The organism is Nocardioides pyridinolyticus (assembly GCF_054653575.1).
Map to the genome: position 1 here is coordinate 25,650 of NZ_BAAIFY010000007.1, position 16,671 is coordinate 42,320.

Below are 16,671 nucleotides of genomic sequence, written 5' to 3' on the forward strand. Positions count from 1 at the left end.
CGTGGATCTCACCCATCGCTTCACCGTCCCCACGTCGGTCGACGAGACCTGGGCGCACTTCAACGACATCGCCAGTGTCGCGGAGTGCTTCCCGGGCGCGACGGTCGCGTCGGTCGACGGGGACAGCTTCTCGGGATCGGTCAAGGTCAAGCTCGGCCCGATCGCGCTGGTCTACAACGGATCCGGCACGTTCGTGGAGAAGGACGAGTCCGCGCACCGCTTCGTGGTCGACGCGAAGGGCAAGGACAAGCGGGGCAACGGCACCGCGGGCGCCAAGGTCACGCTGACCATGGCGCCCGCGGGCTCCTCCACCGAGGTGGAGGTGGTGACCGACCTGGCGATCACGGGCAAGCCCGCGCAGTTCGGTCGCGGGGTCATGCAGGACGTCTCGGACAAGCTGCTCGGGCAGTTCGTGGACTGCCTGGAGCAGCGACTGTCGGCGGGGCCGGAGGGGTCTGCGGGGTCCCAGGGGTCCGAGGGGTCCGAGGGGTCCGAGGGGTCCGAGGGGTCGCAGGGGTCGCAGGGGTCGCCCGCCGGCGTACCCACGGACGAAACGGTTGCTGCCGAGGCCGAGGGACAACAGGAACGTCCGTGGGTACGAGCCGCCGAGCCATCCGGGGCAGGGGCACCTCCGGCCCATCGCGACGACGCCCTGAACCTGGGTACGGCGGTGCTGCCGGTGCTCGCGCGGTCCTACTGGAAGCAGGGGGCCGCCGGGCTCGGCGTGCTCGTGCTGCTCTGGTGGGTGGTCAGTCGGTCGCGGCGCTGATCGTCTTCGCCGACATCGACGAGATCTCGGCGGGGTCGTCGGAGCGGCGGGCCCGGACGCCGTTGACCTTCGCGCTGAGCTGCGGCTCCAGCCGGGCCACCGCGATCACCGCGGTGAGCAGGCAGCCGGCGACCAGCGAGCCGATGTAGAGCGCGCCCAGCCCGTGGTCGACCAGCAGGCCGGCCACGGGCGGGGCGATGATCGCCGCGAGCTGGAACGTGCCCGAGCTGAGCGCGTTGTAGCGGCCGCGCAGGTGGTCGGGCGCGAGCTCGTTGACCAGCGCCGGGATCGTCGGCTGGAGCAGGGTCTCGCCGAACGCGAAGACCGACGCGCAGGCCGCGAGCAGCAGCGTGGCGCCGACGGTGCCGGACACGAAGCCGGTCGTGCCGAGGAGCAGCCACGAGCACGCCCAGACGACGGCCATCACCGCGATCACGCGGGTGCGCCGCCGGCGCTCGATCCGCTGGAGCACGAACAGCTGGAGCACGACGATCACGACCGTGTTCGCCGCGAACGCCAGGCCCAGGCCGCGGGTCGACACCTCGCCGACTGCACGCGCGAAGGCCGGCATGCCGGCGTTCAGCTGGGAGTAGCCGACGTAGGACGAGACGAAGCTGAGCAGCATCAGCGTGCCGACCGCGGGCCGCCGGGCGACCGCGAGGTAGCCGACCTTCTCCGCGGCGATCTCCGCGTGGTGCTCCGGCCGGCCGGCGACGTGGCGCAGCGGGATCAGCAGGAGGAGCAGCGCCGGCAGGTAGCTCGCCGCGTCGGCGAGGTAGATCGCCGCGTCGGCGAGGTAGATCGCCTGGAAGGTCACCGGCTCGGTGACGTCGACCAGGAAGCCGCCGACGATGCCGCCGATCCCGATGCCGAGGTTGAGCAGGGTGAAGTTCACGCCGAAGTAGCGCTGCCGGAGGTCGCCGGGCACGACGTTCGCGGTCAGGGTCTGGAAGCCCGGCCAGGTCACGCCGAAGGCCATGCCGGACAGCAGCAGGGCGGCGCTGGCCATCAGCTCGGTCGAGGAGAACGCGAGCAGCGTGTTCGAGACGACCTGGAGGACCAGCGCGAGCAGGAGGATGCGCCGCGCGCCGAACCGGTCGATGGCCGTGCCGCCGGGCCCCACGACCAGGAACCCGACCAGGGGCGGGAGGCCGAGCAGCAGGCCCACGTGGCTGAGCGGGATGTCGCGGACCTCGTGGAGGTAGATGACGTGGAACGGCAGCACCAGCCCGGTGCCGATGAACTCGAACACCACCACTGAGAGGAGCAGCTTGCCCTCGCGCGGGAGGTCGTGCCAGAAGGAGGCGAGGGTCGGCCTGGCGGAGGTGTTCTCGGACATTCGGGCCAGTCTCCCAGCGCCCGCCGACAGCGGGCACGCGGCCCGGCAGGTCGCGTCAGAACACGTTCAGCGGCCGGAACTGCACCGAGATCCGCGGGCCGGCGTGCGCGACCTTGGGCACCGCGTGCTCCCACGTGCGTTGGCAGGAGCCGCCCATGACGAGCAGGTCGCCGTGGCCCATCTCGACCGAGATCGACGCACCACCCAGCCGCGGCCGCAGGGCGAGCCGGCGCGGGTCGCCGAGGGAGACGATCGCGACCATCGTGTCCTGGGTCTTGCCGCGGCCGATGGTGTCGCCGTGCCAGGCGACGCTGTCGCGGCCGTCGCGGTAGTAGCAGCACCCGGCGGTCACGAACGGCTCGCCGAGCTCGGGCCGGTAGTGCGCCGAGAGGGCTCCCCGGGCCCGGGCGAGCGCCGGGTGGGGGAGCGGGTCGCCGGCGCCGTACGTGTGCAGCAGCCGGGGTACGTCGACCTCGCGGTCGTACATCTGGCGGCGCTCGGCCCGCCACGGGACGTCGTGGACCAGCGCCGTGAACACGTCGTCCGCCTCGGGCAGCCACCCGCGGGCGACGTCGACCCAGGCGCCCCGGCTGAGCGGCCTCCGCTCGATCGCGTCGAACGAGGGAGCCACCGGTGCGGAGAACAGCGAGCCCTGGAAGTCCATGGACCCACGGTACGCCGTGTTTCGAACAGGTGTTCGACCTATTCGGTGGCGATCGCGTCGAGCACGTCGAGCCGGGACGCCCGGATCGCCGGGAGCACGGCGGCGAGCACGCCGACCAGCACCGCGATCCCGAGGAAGACGACCAGCTGGCCCAGGGGCAGCCCGAGGCTGGTGAGGTCCTCGGCGAGGGCCTGGCGCAGCAGCACGCCGATCAGCAGCCCGAGCGTCATGCCCAGCACCGCGCCGAGGACGGCGATCGCGACCGACTCCAGCGTGATCATGCGCCGCAGGCGCGCCCGGCTCATGCCGATCGCGCGGAGCAGGCCGATCTCACGGGTGCGCTCGATGACCGACAGGCCGAGCGTGTTCACGATGCCGATCACCGCGATCACGATGGCCAGCGCCAGGAGGCCGTAGATGATGTAGAGCAGCTGGTTGACCTGGTCGCGGATGGACTCGGAGAACTCCTCCTTGTCGTAGACCGCGACGATCGGGGTCGACTCCGCCGCCTCGTCGAGCGCCTCTCCGACCGCGTCGGCGTCTGCGCCCGGCTCGAGCACGATGCTGAGCGAGGTGTCCTGGCGAGGCACTCCGGCATCGGCGAGCAGCTCGACCGGGACGCTCAGCTCGCCGATGGTCTCGGTCGGCTCGACGATGCCCGCGACCTCGAGGTCGAGGCTCTCCCCGGCGAGGAACGTCGCGGTCAGCGGAGAGCCGACCTCGAGGCCGTGGTCCTCGGCGAAGTCCGTGGTGACCACGGCCTGCCGGCCCTCCGGCCGGGCGCTCCCGTCGACGACGTCGAGGTCGTAGATGTCGGTGAATGCGGCGTCGTTGCCGGTCAGGAACACCGTCTCGTCCTCGACCCGGGCGCCGGTCCACTGCTGGCGGCTCACCCGGGCGACGCCGTCGACCTCGGCCAGGTCGTCGCCGACGGCGGTGGTGAAGGGCAGGAAGTTGGTGCTCTGCACCACGAAGTCGGAGGTGAACTCCTCGTCGACGAGGTCGTCGACCGACGCGTTGAGCGAGGAGGCCAGCACCCCGATCGTGGAGACCAGGGCCAGCCCGATCATGAGCGCCGACGCGGTCGCGCCGGTCCGGCGCGGGTCGCGCAGGGCGTTCTCGCCGGCCAGGCGGCCGGTGGCGCCGAAGAGCCGGCCGAACAGGCTGCGGCACAGGGCCAGGACCGGCTGGCCGATGACCGGGCTGATCGCGGCGACGGTGAGGATCCAGATCACCGCGGCGACGCCGATCCACAGCGAGTCCGGGCCCGGGGCGCCGGCGATGCCGACGGCCGCGAGGACCGCACCCGCGGCCAGCAGCACCGAGCCGATCGCCGTACGCCGGCCGAGCGAGCCGCGGGCCGGGGCCGAGTCGGCGCGCATCGCGGCGACCGGGGCGACCCGGCCGGCGCGCCGCGCGGGCAGGTACGCCGCGACCAGGGTCACGCCGATGCCGACGACGTAGCTGACGACGACCGCCCGGGCGTCCAGCGTCAGCGCGCTGCCGGCGATGTCGAGCCCGATCGCGCGGAACAGCGCGGCCAGCCCGCGCGCCAGCAGCCAGCCCAGCGCGATGCCCGCGGTCGCCGCCAGCGCGGACATCACGACCGCCTCCAGCAGCACCGAGGAGGTGACCTGGCGGCGCCCGGCGCCGAGCGCGCGCAGCAGCGCCAGCTCGCGGCTGCGCTGCGCGACCAGGATCGTGAAGGTGTTGACGATGATGAACCCGCCGACGATCACCGCGATGATCGCGAACACCAGCAGGAACGTGGAGATCACGTCGAGGAACTGGCCGACGGCGTCCTGTGACTCCTCCGCGACCTGGTCGCCGGTCACGGCCTCGAAGCCCTCCGGGGCGACCCCGCCGGCGGCCGCGGCGAGCTCCTCCTGGGAGACCCCCTCGGCCGCGGTCAGCGAGACCTGGTGGAACGCGTCCGCCCCGTCCAGGAACAGGTCCTGGGCACCCTCGGTGCTGAAGACGAGCAGCGTGGCGCCCGCCGTACCGCCGCCGTTGAACTCGGCGGTGCCGACCAGCGTGGCCGTCCGCTCGGACTTCCCGAAGGGGGCGAGCAGCCCGACCTCGTCGCCGAGCTCGTAGTCGCCGTTGGCGGCCGCGTCGTCGTCGAGGACGATCTGGTCGGGCGTCGTGGGCCACTCGCCGCTCGTGAGGACCATCGGCGGGTCGCCGGCCATGTTGGGGCCGTCGGTGTGGTTGAAGGCCAGGGTGGGTGCTCCGGTGCCGCCGACCAGGGTGCCGTCGGAGGCCAGCAGGCTCATCCCGATGCCGACCACGTCGCCGTCGGCGCGGGCCACCTCGGGCAGCGCCGCGAACTCGTCGACGAGCTCGGGCGGGAGGGTCCGCGTGGTCTGCGCCGGCCCGGCCTCGAAGGACGCCGTCTGCTCGGCGCGCACGACCCCGTCGGGCGTCGAGCTGTAGATGATGCCGTCGAAGGTGCTCGAGAGGCCGTTGCTGAAGACGAGGACGCCGGAGAGGAACGCCACGCCCAGCACGATCGCCAGGCCGCTCATCAGCAGCCGCACCTTGCGGGCCAGCAGGTTGCGGAGGGTCAGCCGGAGCACGTCAGTCCTGCCCGGCCCGGGGCGAGCGCGCCGCCGCCAGGTCTTGGAGGCGGGTCATGTGCTCGAGGATCTGCTCGCGCCTCGGCGCCTGGATCTCGTCGACCACCAGCCCGTCGGCCAGGAACACCACGCGGTCGCAGTACGACGCCGCGACGGCGTCGTGGGTGACCATCACGACCGTCTGGGCGAAGTCGTCGACGCTGCGCCGCAGGAAGGACAGCACCTCGGCCCCGGACGTGCTGTCGAGGTTGCCGGTGGGCTCGTCGGCGAACACGATCGAGGGCTTGCTGGCCAGCGCCCGCGCACACGCCACGCGCTGCTGTTGCCCGCCGGACAGCTCGCCGGGCCGGTGCCCGAGGCGGTCGCGCAGGCCGACCGCGTCGATGACGGTGTCGAGCCACTGCCGGTCGGGCTTGCGGCCGGCCAGGTCGAGCGGGAGCAGGATGTTCTCCTGCGCGGTCAGCGTCGGGATCAGGTTGAACGCCTGGAACACGAAGCCGATCCGCTCGCGCCGCAGCGCCGTCAGCTCCTTGTCCTTGAGTCGGCCCAGGTCGGTGCCGCCGACCTCGACCGCGCCCGCGGACGGGGTGTCGAGGGCCGCCATGCAGTGCATCAGCGTGGACTTGCCGGACCCGGAGGGGCCCATGATCGCGGTGAACCGGCCGGCCTCGAGGTCGAGGGTCACGCCGGCCAGGGCGTGGACCGTCGAGTCCCCGGTCCCGTAGGTCTTGCGCAGGTCGACGGCGCGCGCGGCCGGAGCCGCGGGGGACGGTGGATCGCTGGTCATGGGACCAGCCTGCCGGAGGCGCACCGAGGCGCGCCATCAGGGTTCACCCTGAGCGCGCCGTGCGGGCCGGGTGGGCGCGGCGCGTGACCGGTTTCGGCGAACGGCGGACGGAACCGGCCTAGGCCACCTACATTTCCCCCTGTGGACGAGTTGCTGGTGACTGAGGGGCGTGCGCTGAAGCATGTTCAGGTGCGCGAGTACGTGCGCACTCTCGTCACGGGGGCGGCACCCGGCTCACCTGCGCCGAGCGAACGGGAGCTCGTGCATCGGTTCGGGGTCGCCCGCATGACGGTGAGGCAGGCGATGGATGCCCTCGTGGTCGAGGGCCTCCTGGAGCGCATTCCCGGGCGGGGCACCTTCGTGGCCCGCCCGCGGCGCGCGGCGAGCAGGCTGACCAGCTTCACCGAGGAGATGTCGCGGCGGGGCCTGCTGGCCGAGTCGCAGACGCTCCTCGCGCGCCGTGAGCAGGCGGGGCCGGGCGTCGCCCGCGCCCTGAACCTCACGGAGGGGGACGCGGTCATCCACTGGCGCCGGCTGCGCCGGGCCGACAGCGTGCCCATGTGCGTGGAGGACGCCTACCTCAACGAGGTGCTGCTGCCGGGCTTCCTGCAGAGCGGCATGCCGACGAGCCTGTACGACGCGCTCGAGTCGCGCGGCCTGCGACCGAGCTGGGCCGAGGACTCGGTGAACGCCGACGTCGCCGGCGACGAGGAGGGCCAGCTGCTCGAGATCGAGCCCGGCACTCCCGTCCTGCGCCACTCGCGCCGCGCCTTCGCGGGTGAGAAGGTCGTCGAGGTCTCGCGGACCGTCTACCGGGCCGACCGGTACACGATGTGGACCCAGGTGGGCTCGGAGGGCTGATCGCCTCTGGGCTCGCGCCCGCCGCCGATTCATCACGGTAGGCGGGTGAACTGTCACTCCCCTCAGTGGGTATGCCGCGGGGAGTGCGGACTCGCCTACCTACCGTGATGAATCGCCAGCAGCAGTGCCCGACCCGCTCAGAGCCCCCCCAACGGCGCGACGACGTCGCCGGACTCCTCGCAGACCCACACCGGGTCGGGGCCGCCGAGGTCGGGCTGGATGTAGAGCGCGTGCTCTCGTGCCCGGTCGCCACAGTCCTGGCACAGCGGCCACCGGGCGGAGGTCTCGAAGAGCGCGTCCTGCACGTCCTGGGCGACGAGCCCGGCGACGTACTCCTCGCCCTCGGGCCACTGCTCGGCCCACCACTTGCGCTGGGACACGGCGTCCTCGAGCGCGGAGACCGCCTGGGCGTCGGCCTGCCCGCGTGCCTGGAGGTCTGACAGCACCCGCGCGCGTGCGCTCAGCAACAGGCCGTGGTCCATGCCCCCATCATGCCCCCGCACACCAGCGCGGCTCCCCGTCCACAGGGGTGGAGCCACCTACGATGCCCCCATGGGCACGGCGCTCCTCGAGGTCGCCGTCCTCGACCCGCGGGACGTACCCGGCGCGGAGGAGGGCGGCGCCGACCGGCTGCTCCTCGCGACCGCGGCGGGCACCTCGCCCGAGCCCGCGCTCGTCTCCGCGGTCTGCCGGGACACCGAGGTCCCGGTGCACGTGGTGCTGCGGCTCGACGAGACCTGGAGCACCACCGGCGGCGAGATGACCCGGCTGGTCGGGCTCGCCGAGGACTACCTCGGCTCGGGCGCCGCCGGCGTGTCCTACGGCTTCCTCGACGCCGACCTCGAGGTCGACACCGAGACCTGCGCCTACCTGGCCGGGCAGCTGCCCAACGTGCCGTGGATCTTCTCCCGCGCCATCGACGACACCCTCGACCTGCGCCGCTCGTGGCGCCGGCTCGAGGGCCTGCCTGGGCTCGTCGCCGTCTGCTCGGCGGGCTCGCCGCGCGGCCTGGAGGCCGGGTACGACGAGCTGCTCGCCCTCGCCTCCTCCGACCCCGATGTCGCCCGCAGGCTCATGCCGGGCGGCGGGCTGGTCGCCGAGCAGGTGCCGTGGCTCGTCCGCGCCGGCGTCCGCCAGTTCCACCTCGGCCGCCAGGCCCGGCCGGGCGCGTCCTGGAAGGCGTACGTCGACGCCGGCCACGTCCGCTCCTGGCGGCTGCTGCTGGACGACGCGGTCGATCGGGCCTCCCGCTCCGTCGGATGATCATGATCGACCCGCCCAACGCCGCGGGCCACGGGCGGCTGTGGTCGCACCTGGCCAGCGACGCGTCGTACGACGAGCTCCACGCGTTCGCCGCCACCGTCGGCATCCCGCCCCGCGGCTTCGACCGCGACCACTACGACGTCCCGGCCGAGTGGTACGACGAGGTGGTCGCCGCCGGCGCCGTCCCCGTCACCTCCCGCGAGCTGGTCGCCCGGCTCCACGCGGCGGGGCTGCGACGGCGCAAGCGGGGTAGTCCCTAACGTTCGAGGGGTCGACACGCCGTGCTGACCCCTCGAACGTCAGGGACTACCCCAGCGAAGCGAGCTCGGCCGCGACGTTGGCGCGGGCCGCGGCCTCCCAGGAGGAGCGCGCGTGGGGGGTGTGGAAGAGGTGCGGCTTGGCGAGGAGGTCGCGGAGGATCGCGGCCCGGCCGGCGGCGAAGTCGGGGTCGGAGACCTGGGCGTACTCGCGGCGCACCGCGGCGACGTACTCCGCGTAGCGCTCGGGCGCCGCGGCGAGGATGGCGAGGTCGGCGTCGGAGAGCGCGCAGCCGTTGCGGTCGTCGTCCGCGGGGCGGTGGTGCTCGGTCAGCAGCACGAGCCGGACCACCTCGTCCACCACGGCCGGCTCCACCAGCCCCGGCAGCGCCTCCGCCGCCCACGCCGCGGAGCGCTTCTCGGCGTCCGGCTGGGCGTCGTACACGCTGTCGTGGAACCACGCCGCCAGCACGACCGCCATCAGGTCGAACGACTCGCCGTGCGCCGCCAGCTCCTGGAGGCGCTCGAGCACCTCGTTCAGGTGGCGGCTGTCGTGGTAGCCGCGGTCGGGATGCGCGTACGACGCGACGAGCTGCGCGCCGAGGGTCCGGTCGCCGGAGAGCGGCCAGTCCACGAGGAGGTCCACGCCGGACATCGAAGCAGCACCGGGCCGCTGAGCGCTACGTCCACGAGAACACGTTCCAGGTTCGGCCAGGTCCGGGAAGCCCCGCAGCCGGTCAGCTGCGGCAGGGGGTCGTCTGGGCGGCCGAGGTCGACCGCGGCAGGTAGACCGGGCCGTAGAACGACTCCTCGCCCGTCGTGACGCTGGCGTCGTGGGCCTCGCCGCCCTCGAAGAGACACCAGTTGTCGGGCGGCGCGGCCTTCATCCAGCCGCCGCCCGAGCCGGGGTCGACGGTGATGGTGAGCCCGTCCTGCGTGGCGAGCTGGCCCTCCAGCTCGAAGCGACCGTCCGCGTCCGTGACCGCGGTCGCCAGCTCACGTCCCCGGGCGTCGTAGAGACCGACCCGTACGCCGGCCATGGTGAACTCGGTGGGGCCGTTCGAGCCGCCACCGTCGGCGACGACGCCCGTCACCCAGCCGCCGCGCCTGGGCACGGTGAAGTCGCCGAAGGCCATCCGCCCGGAACGGACGACGCCACCCCTGACGGCTCCCGTGGCGGTGAACCAGACCCCGGCGCCCTCGTACTTGATCCGGTAGCGGCCGGGGAAGAGCCCGCGGAACACCGCCTTGCCGCTCCGGACCTTCGAGGACCACCACTGCCCGGTCGTGCGGCTCGTCACGGTGACGGTGGAGCTCGGCGCGGAGCGACCCTCCTTGGTGTCGACGAAGACGGTGAGGTTCCCTGCCAGCTTCCTGAGATCGACCGCCTGGTTCCTGGACTGGCCGAAGTCGACGCCGCCGACCCAGGTGCACGTGTCGACGTACTTGCGGGCCCGGTCGAAGGTGAACAGGCAGTACTTCCCGGCGGGCAGGCCGCCGACCGCGAAGCGACCCTTCTTGTCCGCCGTCGTCGGGAACGACTGCTCCGAGCGGTTGGCGGCGACGACCCGTGCCCCGGGGAGGACCTTGCCGCCGGCGCGCGCCACACCGGTGATGGAGGCGCCGGGTCGCATCGTCACGCTCGTGCCGATCGCGCGGTGGCGCACGGTGATCTCGATGTCGGTCGGGGCGTACTTCGAGGTGTTCCACGCGGGTCGCTGATCGATGAACTGGAGGTGGTAGGTCCCGGGCTCGAGGCGAAGGGCGTAGCCGCCGCCGTGGGCCCCGCGGGTACCGAGGTAGCTCCAGTCCTGGTCGAACCAGAGCACCTTCATGCTGGGGCACTTCGACATCCCGGGACAGTTGATGGCGCCGTAGACGCGCTCGCGCTCGACGGCCGCGCGCGCAGCCGGCCCCGGGGTCACCAGCAGTGCGGCCAGCAGGGCCGCGAGGGCGAGCAGCACCGTGAGCAGGCGGGCGCGGGAAGCCATGCGTCCATCGTGGCAGCGCTGTCCGGACCGCCGCTCAAGCGATTCTCTCGGTTTCCTCAAGACGCCGCGGGGTCATCGCCCACCTGATCGTGCCGGTCGCGAGCCCGCCGAGCGCGGGCACGACGGTGCGCTCGGAGACCGGCAGCCAGGGCAGGCGCAGCGGCCACCGGGTCCAGCGCGGCATCAGCCCGACCGCCGCGGCGACCAGCACGGCGTAGGGCCCCCTCGCGACCAGCGGCAGCGGCGGCCGGAGCAGCACGTAGCGGACCGCCGCGCGCGCCTCGGGCGTGCCGCGCAGCTCGGGACGGTACGACGCCAGCGCCTCGACCAGCTCCGCCTCGGTCCGCGGCGGGTCGACCACGCCGAGGCGGCGGGCCACCTCGCCGGCCTGGGCGACGTAGGTGTCGCGGTCGGCGCCGACGAGCGGCTCGGCGCCGTACCGGTCGTGTGCGCGCAGGAAGCTGTCCACCTCGGCCACGTGCACCCAGCCGAGCAGGTGCGGGTCGCTGGCGGCGTACTCCGTGCCGTCGGGCAGCGTGCCGGTCACGCGCTCGTGGATCGCGCGGACCGCGGCGACGGCCTGCTCGGCGTCCTCGACGTGCCCGAACGTCGTGACCGCGAGGAAGCGGCTGGTGCGGGCGAGTCGTCCCCACATGTCGCCGCGGTAGCCGCTGTGCTCGGCGACGCCCCGCATGGCCGCCGGGTGGAGGGTCTGGAGGAGCAGCGCGCGGATGCCGCCGACGAACATCGACGCGTCGCCGTGCACCCGCGCGATCGGGCTGTCCGGCTCGAACCAGCGCGGGCCCGGCCGGCGGTGGATCCGCTCGGCGTGGGTCGCGCCGTCGGGGCCGGCCACGCGCAGGAACAGCTCGTGCCCGAGCCGTTCCCGCACGCCACCCATGCCCCGAGCCTACGGATCCGGGGTCAGTCGCCCTTGACGTTGACCAGCTGCCGCAGGGTGTGCCGCACCTCGACGAGGTCGGCGGCGTCGGCCATCACCACGTCGATGTCCTTGTACGCCGCCGGGATCTCGTCGATGAAGGCGTCGGTGTCCCGGTACTCGATGTCGCCATCGCCGCCCGCAGGTCTCGACGGTGAACGTCCTGCGCGCCCGGGTCCGGGAGAACGCCCGCCCCGCGCCGTACGACGCGGTGCCCATCGAGCCCGGGATCAGGCCGGGTCGGCCGGCCTCGGCGCTGATCGCGCCCTTGCGGGAGAGCCACACGCGCTCCCCGAAGTGCTCCTCGACCTCGGTGTAGTTGTGGTGGCAGTTGATCTCCTCCAGCCGCTGCACGGGCTCGCCGGTCCACTCCGACACCTCGCGCACGACGCGGTCCATCATCTCCTCGCGGTTGAGCAGCGCGTAGGTCTGCGCCCGCCGCATCTGCGCGATGTAGGCGTCGAACTCCGCGGTGCCCTCGGTGAGGTAGGCCAGGTCGCGGTGCGGCAGGTCCTCGCCGTCGCAGAGCCGCCGAGCCACGCCGATGTGCCGCTGGGCGATCTTGTTGCCGACACCCGGGAGCCGGAGTGGAGGAAGAGCCACACGCGCGACCGCTCGTCCGCGGTCACCTCGATGAAGTGGTTGCCCGAGCCCAGCGTGCCGAGCTGGAGATCCCACCGCTTCGCGGACGCCGCCGGGTCGAAGCCCGCCTCCTCGGCGAGGCCGCGGAGCTGCTCGAGCCGCTCCCGGGTGTGGTCGCGGCTGATCGTGCGGTTGGCGGCGCCGGCGGACAGCGGGACGGCCCGCTCGATCTCCTGGCGCAGCCGCCGCCGGTCGGCCGGGAGGTCCTCACGGGCGAACTGGGTGCGGACCGCGATCATGCCACAGCCGATGTCCACGCCGACGGCGGCGGGCATGATCGCGCCGCGGGTCGGGATGACCGACCCCACGGTCGCGCCCAGCCCCTGGTGCGCGTCCGGCATCAGCGCCAGGTGCGGGTGGATGAACGGCATCCGCGCGGTCGTGACCGCCTGCTCACGCGTGCCGTCCTCGAGCAGGGAAGCCCAGCTCAGGAGCTTCTCGGTGATCCTCTCCATCCGGGCCCGGTGCCCAGAAGCGGGCTACGACGTGCGCGCGTCCCAGGTCCGCAGCCAGATCGCCGACTCGGACTCGGCGAGCTTCTCCAGCGCGTCGGACGGCAGCGGGTCGAGGGTGTCGGTGACGACGTACCCCTGCTCGCCGCGGGTGGCGAGGTACTGCCCGGTGACGTTGGCGCCGGCGTCGGCGAGCACGCCGTTCACGCTGGCCAGTACGCCGGGGACGTTGACGTGCAGGAAGCCGATCCGGTGGCCGGCCTGGAGCTGCGGCGCCTGGACGGCGGGCAGGTTGACGCTGAGCTCGGTACGGCCCTCCTGGGAGAAGCCGGCGAGCTTGTTGGCGACGAAGAAGCCGATCTCCTCCTGCGCCTCCTGGGTGGAGCCGCCGACGTGCGGGGTGAGGATCACGTTGTCGAGCCCGCGCAGCGGCGACTCGAACGGGTCGCCCTGGGCCTTGGGCTCGACGGGGAACACGTCGAGGGCGGCGCCGGCGATGTGGCCGGAGAGGATGTGCTCGCGCAGCGACTCGGTGTCCACCACCATGCCGCGCGCGGCGTTGATGAACAGGCTGCGCGGCTTCATCTTGGCGAACTGCTCGGGCCCGAAGAACCCGGCGTTGCCCGGCCGCCCGTCGACGTGGAGGCTCACCACGTCGGCCTGCGCGAGCAGCTCGTCGAGGGTGCGCATGCGCTGCGCGTTGCCGTGGGCGAGGCGGTCGGCGGTGTCGAAGAAGATCACCCGCAGGCCCATCGCCTCGGCGAGGTTCGAGAGCTGGGTGCCGATGTTGCCGTAGCCGACGATGCCGAGCGTGCGCCCGCGGATCTCGTGGCTGCCCTTGGCCGACTTGTCCCAGATGCCGGCGTGCATCTTCTCGGTCTTCTCGGCGAGGCGGCGGGCCAGCACGATGATCTCGCCGATGACGAGCTCCACGACGCTGCGCGTGTTGGAGTACGGCGCGTTGAAGACCGCGATGCCGCGCTCGGCCGCCGCCACCAGGTCGACCTGGTTGGTGCCGATGCAGAAGCAGCCGATCGACAGCAGGTCCGAGGCCGCGTCGAGCACGCGCGGGGTGATGTGGGTGTTGGAGCGGATGCCCAGCAGGTGCACGCCGGGCAGCGCCTCGACCAGCTCGTCCTCGGAGAGGGAGCCTAGGCGCAGATCGACCTCGAAGCCGCGGGCCTCCAGGACCTCGACGGCGACCGGGTGGATGTTCTCGAGCAGCAGCACCTTCACGGTCCACCAGCCTAGGTCGGCTCGCGCGCAGCACCGAAACGACGCCGACTGATGGGACGCAACCCTCCGGGCCGCCCGGGCGTCCCAGAGGTAGGCGCCGTGGTGGCGATCATCGAGACGGGGAGACGAGGGAGCGGCATGATGCACGCCATGGGAGCACGTAGGCGCATCGGCGCCGTCCTGGTCGCCCTCGCGACCACCACCACCGTCCTCGCGGTCGGGCCGACCGGGACCACGGCGGACGCCGCCGGCGGCGTACCCGCCAAGGGCGACGTGGGCACGTGGCAGGTGACGTCGCTCGGCGACGGGCGGTACGACGTGGCGTGGCGCTCGCCCCGCCGCTTCCCGATCACCTCCGACCGGCCGACGATCACCGGGCCGTCGGGCCTGCTGATCGGCCCGCCGACGGTGGCACCCGACGGCCGCACCGTGCACGCCGTGGTCACCGCCGCCGAGCTCCCGGACCCGGCCGACCTCGACGTCGTGCTCTCCGGCGACCGGCTCGACCAGGCCGGTGACGACCTCGCCCGGGTCGCCGCGGCCCCGGGCCGGTCCCTCGTCCTGCCCGGCACCGTCACGCTCGAGGAGGACCCGGCGACGCCGGGGCCCTACGAGGTGGTGACCAGCGACTACGAGCTGCCCGGCGTGAAGATCAAGCGCATGCCGCGGCCGATCGAGATGGTCGGGCACGTGGTCGAGCCCGCGGCGGACGCCGAGACCGGTCCACGGCCGCTCGTGCTGTTCATGCACGGCCGCCACAGCTTCTGCTACAGCCCCGACGACGAGCTCGGTGACGGCGACTGGCCCTGCGAGCCGCCGATGCAGGAGATCCCGAGCCAGCTCGGCTACGACTACGTCCAGCGGATGCTGGCCTCGCAGGGCTACGCGACGGTCTCGGTCCGCGTCAACGGCATCAACGCGCAGGACTACCGGCTCGACGACGGTGGCGCCGACGCCCGCGCGGAGATCGTCGAGGCGCACCTACGCGAGTGGGTCGGGCTCGCGGCCGACCACCAGGTCGACCTCGACCGTGTCGTGCTCGTCGGCCACAGCCGCGGCGGCGAGGGCGTGAACCGCGCCTCGATCCAGATCCCGCTGAGCGCGCCGTACCGCATCGCCGGCCAGGTGCTCATCGCGCCGACCGACTTCGCCAACCAGACGGCGCCGTACGTCCCGACCGTGACGCTGCTGCCGTTCTGCGACGGCGACGTCAGCGACCTCCAGGGCCAGAAGTTCACCGACACCGCGCGCGACCTCACCACCGGCGACACCTCGCTGAAGAGCTCGGTCCTCGTGATGGGCGCGAACCACAACTACTTCAACACCGAGTGGACCCCGGGCCAGGCCGTCGCCCCGGCGTGGGACGACTGGGGCGGCCCACGGCGGGCCGAGTGCGGCACGAAGAACCCCGACCGCCTCAGCGCGGAGGAGCAGCAGGACGTCGGCACGGCGTACGTCGCCGGCGCGGTGCACCTTTTCGCGGCCGACGACCAGAGCGCGCTGCCGCTGTTCGACGGCTCGCGGGTGCGGGTCGACTCGATCGGTGACGCGCAGGTGCTCAGCCACGCGATCGGCGGGGGCCGCGACGTGCGCACCCCGGGCCGCGACCTCGGGCGCGCGCTGCCGGACGGCGCGACCACCCGCTTCTGCCGGGGGATCTACGCGCCCGGCCGGATCGCGTCCTGCGCCTCCGGCCTCGACTACACCGGGACGCGGCCGCACTGGCCCGAGGAGTACGAGCACCTCCGCACCCGCGAGTTCTTCCAGATGGCGTGGACCGCGCCCGGCCAGTCCGGCGGCGTGGTCCTCGACGAGCCGCTCGACCTGAGCGGCGACCGCCTCGAGCTGCGCACGATCGTCGACCCGAACGCCGGCGACGTCGACCTGCGGGTGCGGATCACCGACGCCGACGGAAGCACCGCCGTGGTGACGCCGCAGGGCGGCGGCAACGTGCCGGCCCTCGGGGTGCGGCGCGAGACGCAGAAGTACTGGGCCGAGACGGTCGTCGTCGACGCCACGGGCACCGACGGCGTCGACCTCACGCGGGTCGTCCGGGTCGACCTGGTCAGCGCCAGCGACAGCGGACGCGTGTGGGTGGCCGACCTCTCCGCCGCGCCGGCCGAGCTGGCCGACGTACCGGACGTGCGCCTGCCGACGGTGAACATCGGCCGGGTGAGGGTGCAGGAGGGCAACGGCACCAAGCCGGTGACCGCGTCGCTGCCGTTCACGGTCGTCGGTGAGGTGACGCGGCCGGCACGGTTCTCGGTGACCACGGCCGGGCAGGCCGTCCGCGACGTGCAGCGCTTCAACGTCGACCTCGCTCCGGGCCAGACCTCGGGCTCGATCCCGGTGACCTACCAGCCGGACCGCCGCGACGACTTCCGCGCGATGATCACCTCGGCCTCCGCCTGGGCGACGCGGAACATGATGACCGACGCCTACCTCGGCCAGCTCGCGGTCGTGGACGACGACCCCACGCCCCCACTGCGGGTCCGGGCGCTCGACCGCACCGTCACCGAGGGCGAGCCCGTGCGGTGGGAGGTGACGCTCGGTGCCCCGGTCGACTACGACCTGTTCGTGTGGGGCCGGATCGTCAGGAGCCCGCGCCCCGCGCTCGCCGCCGACGACGTGCCCGCTTCGTGGTTCCGCAGCCACGTCGGGACCGGCGCCGAGCCCGGCAAGCCGCTGTGGCGCTACCGCCCGTCGCTCTACGACCAGCTCGCCAGCGGCGACACCCGGGTGGTCCTGTCGGTGCCGACCGTGCGCGACGACCGGGACGAGGGCCGGGAGTCGATCACGCTGCGGGTGAAGGTCAACCGCGCCGCGGTCGAGCGGACCGTCTACGTCAGGTAACGACCCGGCCCGGCGGCGCGTTCGAACGCGTTCGTCGC

Annotated in this window: 14 protein-coding genes and 1 pseudogene; 5 read left to right on the plus strand and 10 right to left on the minus strand. The window is 73.1% G+C overall.

The features are described 5' to 3' along the window. The first annotated feature begins 1 nt into the window (after position 1). A complete protein-coding gene (locus tag ACYQ0U_RS08215) occupies positions 2-769 on the plus strand; it encodes an SRPBCC family protein (RefSeq protein WP_459971478.1) in 768 nt (255 codons plus the stop codon). Here ACYQ0U_RS08215 and ACYQ0U_RS08220 read toward each other — a convergent pair. The 4 genes from ACYQ0U_RS08220 to ACYQ0U_RS08235 are packed head-to-tail and all read right to left on the minus strand — an operon-like array spanning position 750 to position 6,138. Further along, positions 750-2,108 (minus strand): MFS transporter, encoded by a 1,359-nt coding sequence (locus tag ACYQ0U_RS08220; RefSeq protein ID WP_459971480.1) that lies wholly within the window; start codon positions 2,106-2,108, stop codon positions 750-752. The genes ACYQ0U_RS08215 and ACYQ0U_RS08220 overlap by 20 nt on opposite strands. 55 nt (positions 2,109-2,163) lie before the next feature. Next, entirely contained in the window at positions 2,164-2,772 is a 609-nt protein-coding gene (locus tag ACYQ0U_RS08225) for an alpha-ketoglutarate-dependent dioxygenase AlkB (protein WP_459971483.1), read from the minus strand. Between the two features lie 38 nt (positions 2,773-2,810). Next, the gene (locus ACYQ0U_RS08230; protein WP_459971485.1) at positions 2,811-5,351 is read right to left on the minus strand and encodes an ABC transporter permease; all 2,541 of its coding nucleotides are present in this window, start codon (positions 5,349-5,351) and stop codon (positions 2,811-2,813) included. 1 nt (position 5,352) lies between these two features. Further along, on the minus strand, positions 5,353-6,138 hold the full coding sequence (locus ACYQ0U_RS08235) for an ABC transporter ATP-binding protein (protein ID WP_459971487.1): 786 nt from the start codon (positions 6,136-6,138) through the stop codon (positions 5,353-5,355). A 201-nt stretch (positions 6,139-6,339) separates the two neighbouring features. On the opposite strand from ACYQ0U_RS08235, the gene ACYQ0U_RS08240 reads away from it, so the two are divergent. Then, positions 6,340-6,999 (plus strand): GntR family transcriptional regulator, encoded by a 660-nt coding sequence (locus tag ACYQ0U_RS08240; protein ID WP_459971863.1) that lies wholly within the window; start codon positions 6,340-6,342, stop codon positions 6,997-6,999. 137 nt (positions 7,000-7,136) lie between these two features. On the opposite strand, the gene ACYQ0U_RS08245 is transcribed toward ACYQ0U_RS08240, so the two are convergent. Then, on the minus strand, positions 7,137-7,481 hold the full coding sequence (locus ACYQ0U_RS08245) for a hypothetical protein (protein ID WP_459971489.1): 345 nt from the start codon (positions 7,479-7,481) through the stop codon (positions 7,137-7,139). A gap of 70 nt (positions 7,482-7,551) precedes the next feature. Here ACYQ0U_RS08245 and ACYQ0U_RS08250 point away from each other — a divergent pair, with 70 nt between their 5' ends. Further along, positions 7,552-8,262 carry a copper homeostasis protein CutC gene (locus tag ACYQ0U_RS08250; protein ID WP_459971491.1) on the plus strand — a complete coding sequence of 237 codons (711 nt, stop codon included), beginning with the start codon at positions 7,552-7,554 and terminating at the stop codon, positions 8,260-8,262. A 2-nt stretch (positions 8,263-8,264) separates the two neighbouring features. Further along, the gene (locus ACYQ0U_RS08255) at positions 8,265-8,522 is read left to right on the plus strand and encodes a DUF4031 domain-containing protein (protein WP_459971493.1); all 258 of its coding nucleotides are present in this window, start codon (positions 8,265-8,267) and stop codon (positions 8,520-8,522) included. 46 nt (positions 8,523-8,568) lie between these two features. Here the strand turns inward: ACYQ0U_RS08255 and ACYQ0U_RS08260 are convergent, their stop codons facing one another. The 5 genes and pseudogenes from ACYQ0U_RS08260 to serA form a co-directional block, all read right to left on the minus strand. Beyond that, complete coding sequence (locus tag ACYQ0U_RS08260; protein ID WP_459971495.1) at positions 8,569-9,165, minus strand: HD domain-containing protein; 597 nt, start codon at positions 9,163-9,165, stop codon at positions 8,569-8,571. A gap of 91 nt (positions 9,166-9,256) precedes the next feature. Continuing rightward, positions 9,257-10,510 carry an MSCRAMM family protein gene (locus tag ACYQ0U_RS08265; protein ID WP_459971497.1) on the minus strand — a complete coding sequence of 418 codons (1,254 nt, stop codon included), beginning with the start codon at positions 10,508-10,510 and terminating at the stop codon, positions 9,257-9,259. A 34-nt stretch (positions 10,511-10,544) separates the two neighbouring features. Beyond that, positions 10,545-11,411, minus strand: coding sequence for an oxygenase MpaB family protein (locus ACYQ0U_RS08270; RefSeq protein WP_459971499.1), 867 nt, complete (start codon positions 11,409-11,411; stop codon positions 10,545-10,547). Between the two features lie 9 nt (positions 11,412-11,420). Beyond that, a pseudogene (locus ACYQ0U_RS08275) lies at positions 11,421-12,547 on the minus strand (RtcB family protein). Positions 12,548-12,571: 24 nt separating this feature from the next. After that, positions 12,572-13,780 carry a phosphoglycerate dehydrogenase gene (serA, locus tag ACYQ0U_RS08280; RefSeq protein WP_459971501.1) on the minus strand — a complete coding sequence of 403 codons (1,209 nt, stop codon included), beginning with the start codon at positions 13,778-13,780 and terminating at the stop codon, positions 12,572-12,574. Between the two features lie 150 nt (positions 13,781-13,930). Here serA and ACYQ0U_RS08285 point away from each other — a divergent pair, with 150 nt between their 5' ends. Then, entirely contained in the window at positions 13,931-16,633 is a 2,703-nt protein-coding gene (locus tag ACYQ0U_RS08285) for an alpha/beta hydrolase (RefSeq protein ID WP_459971504.1), read from the plus strand. Positions 16,634-16,671 lie beyond the last annotated feature (38 nt).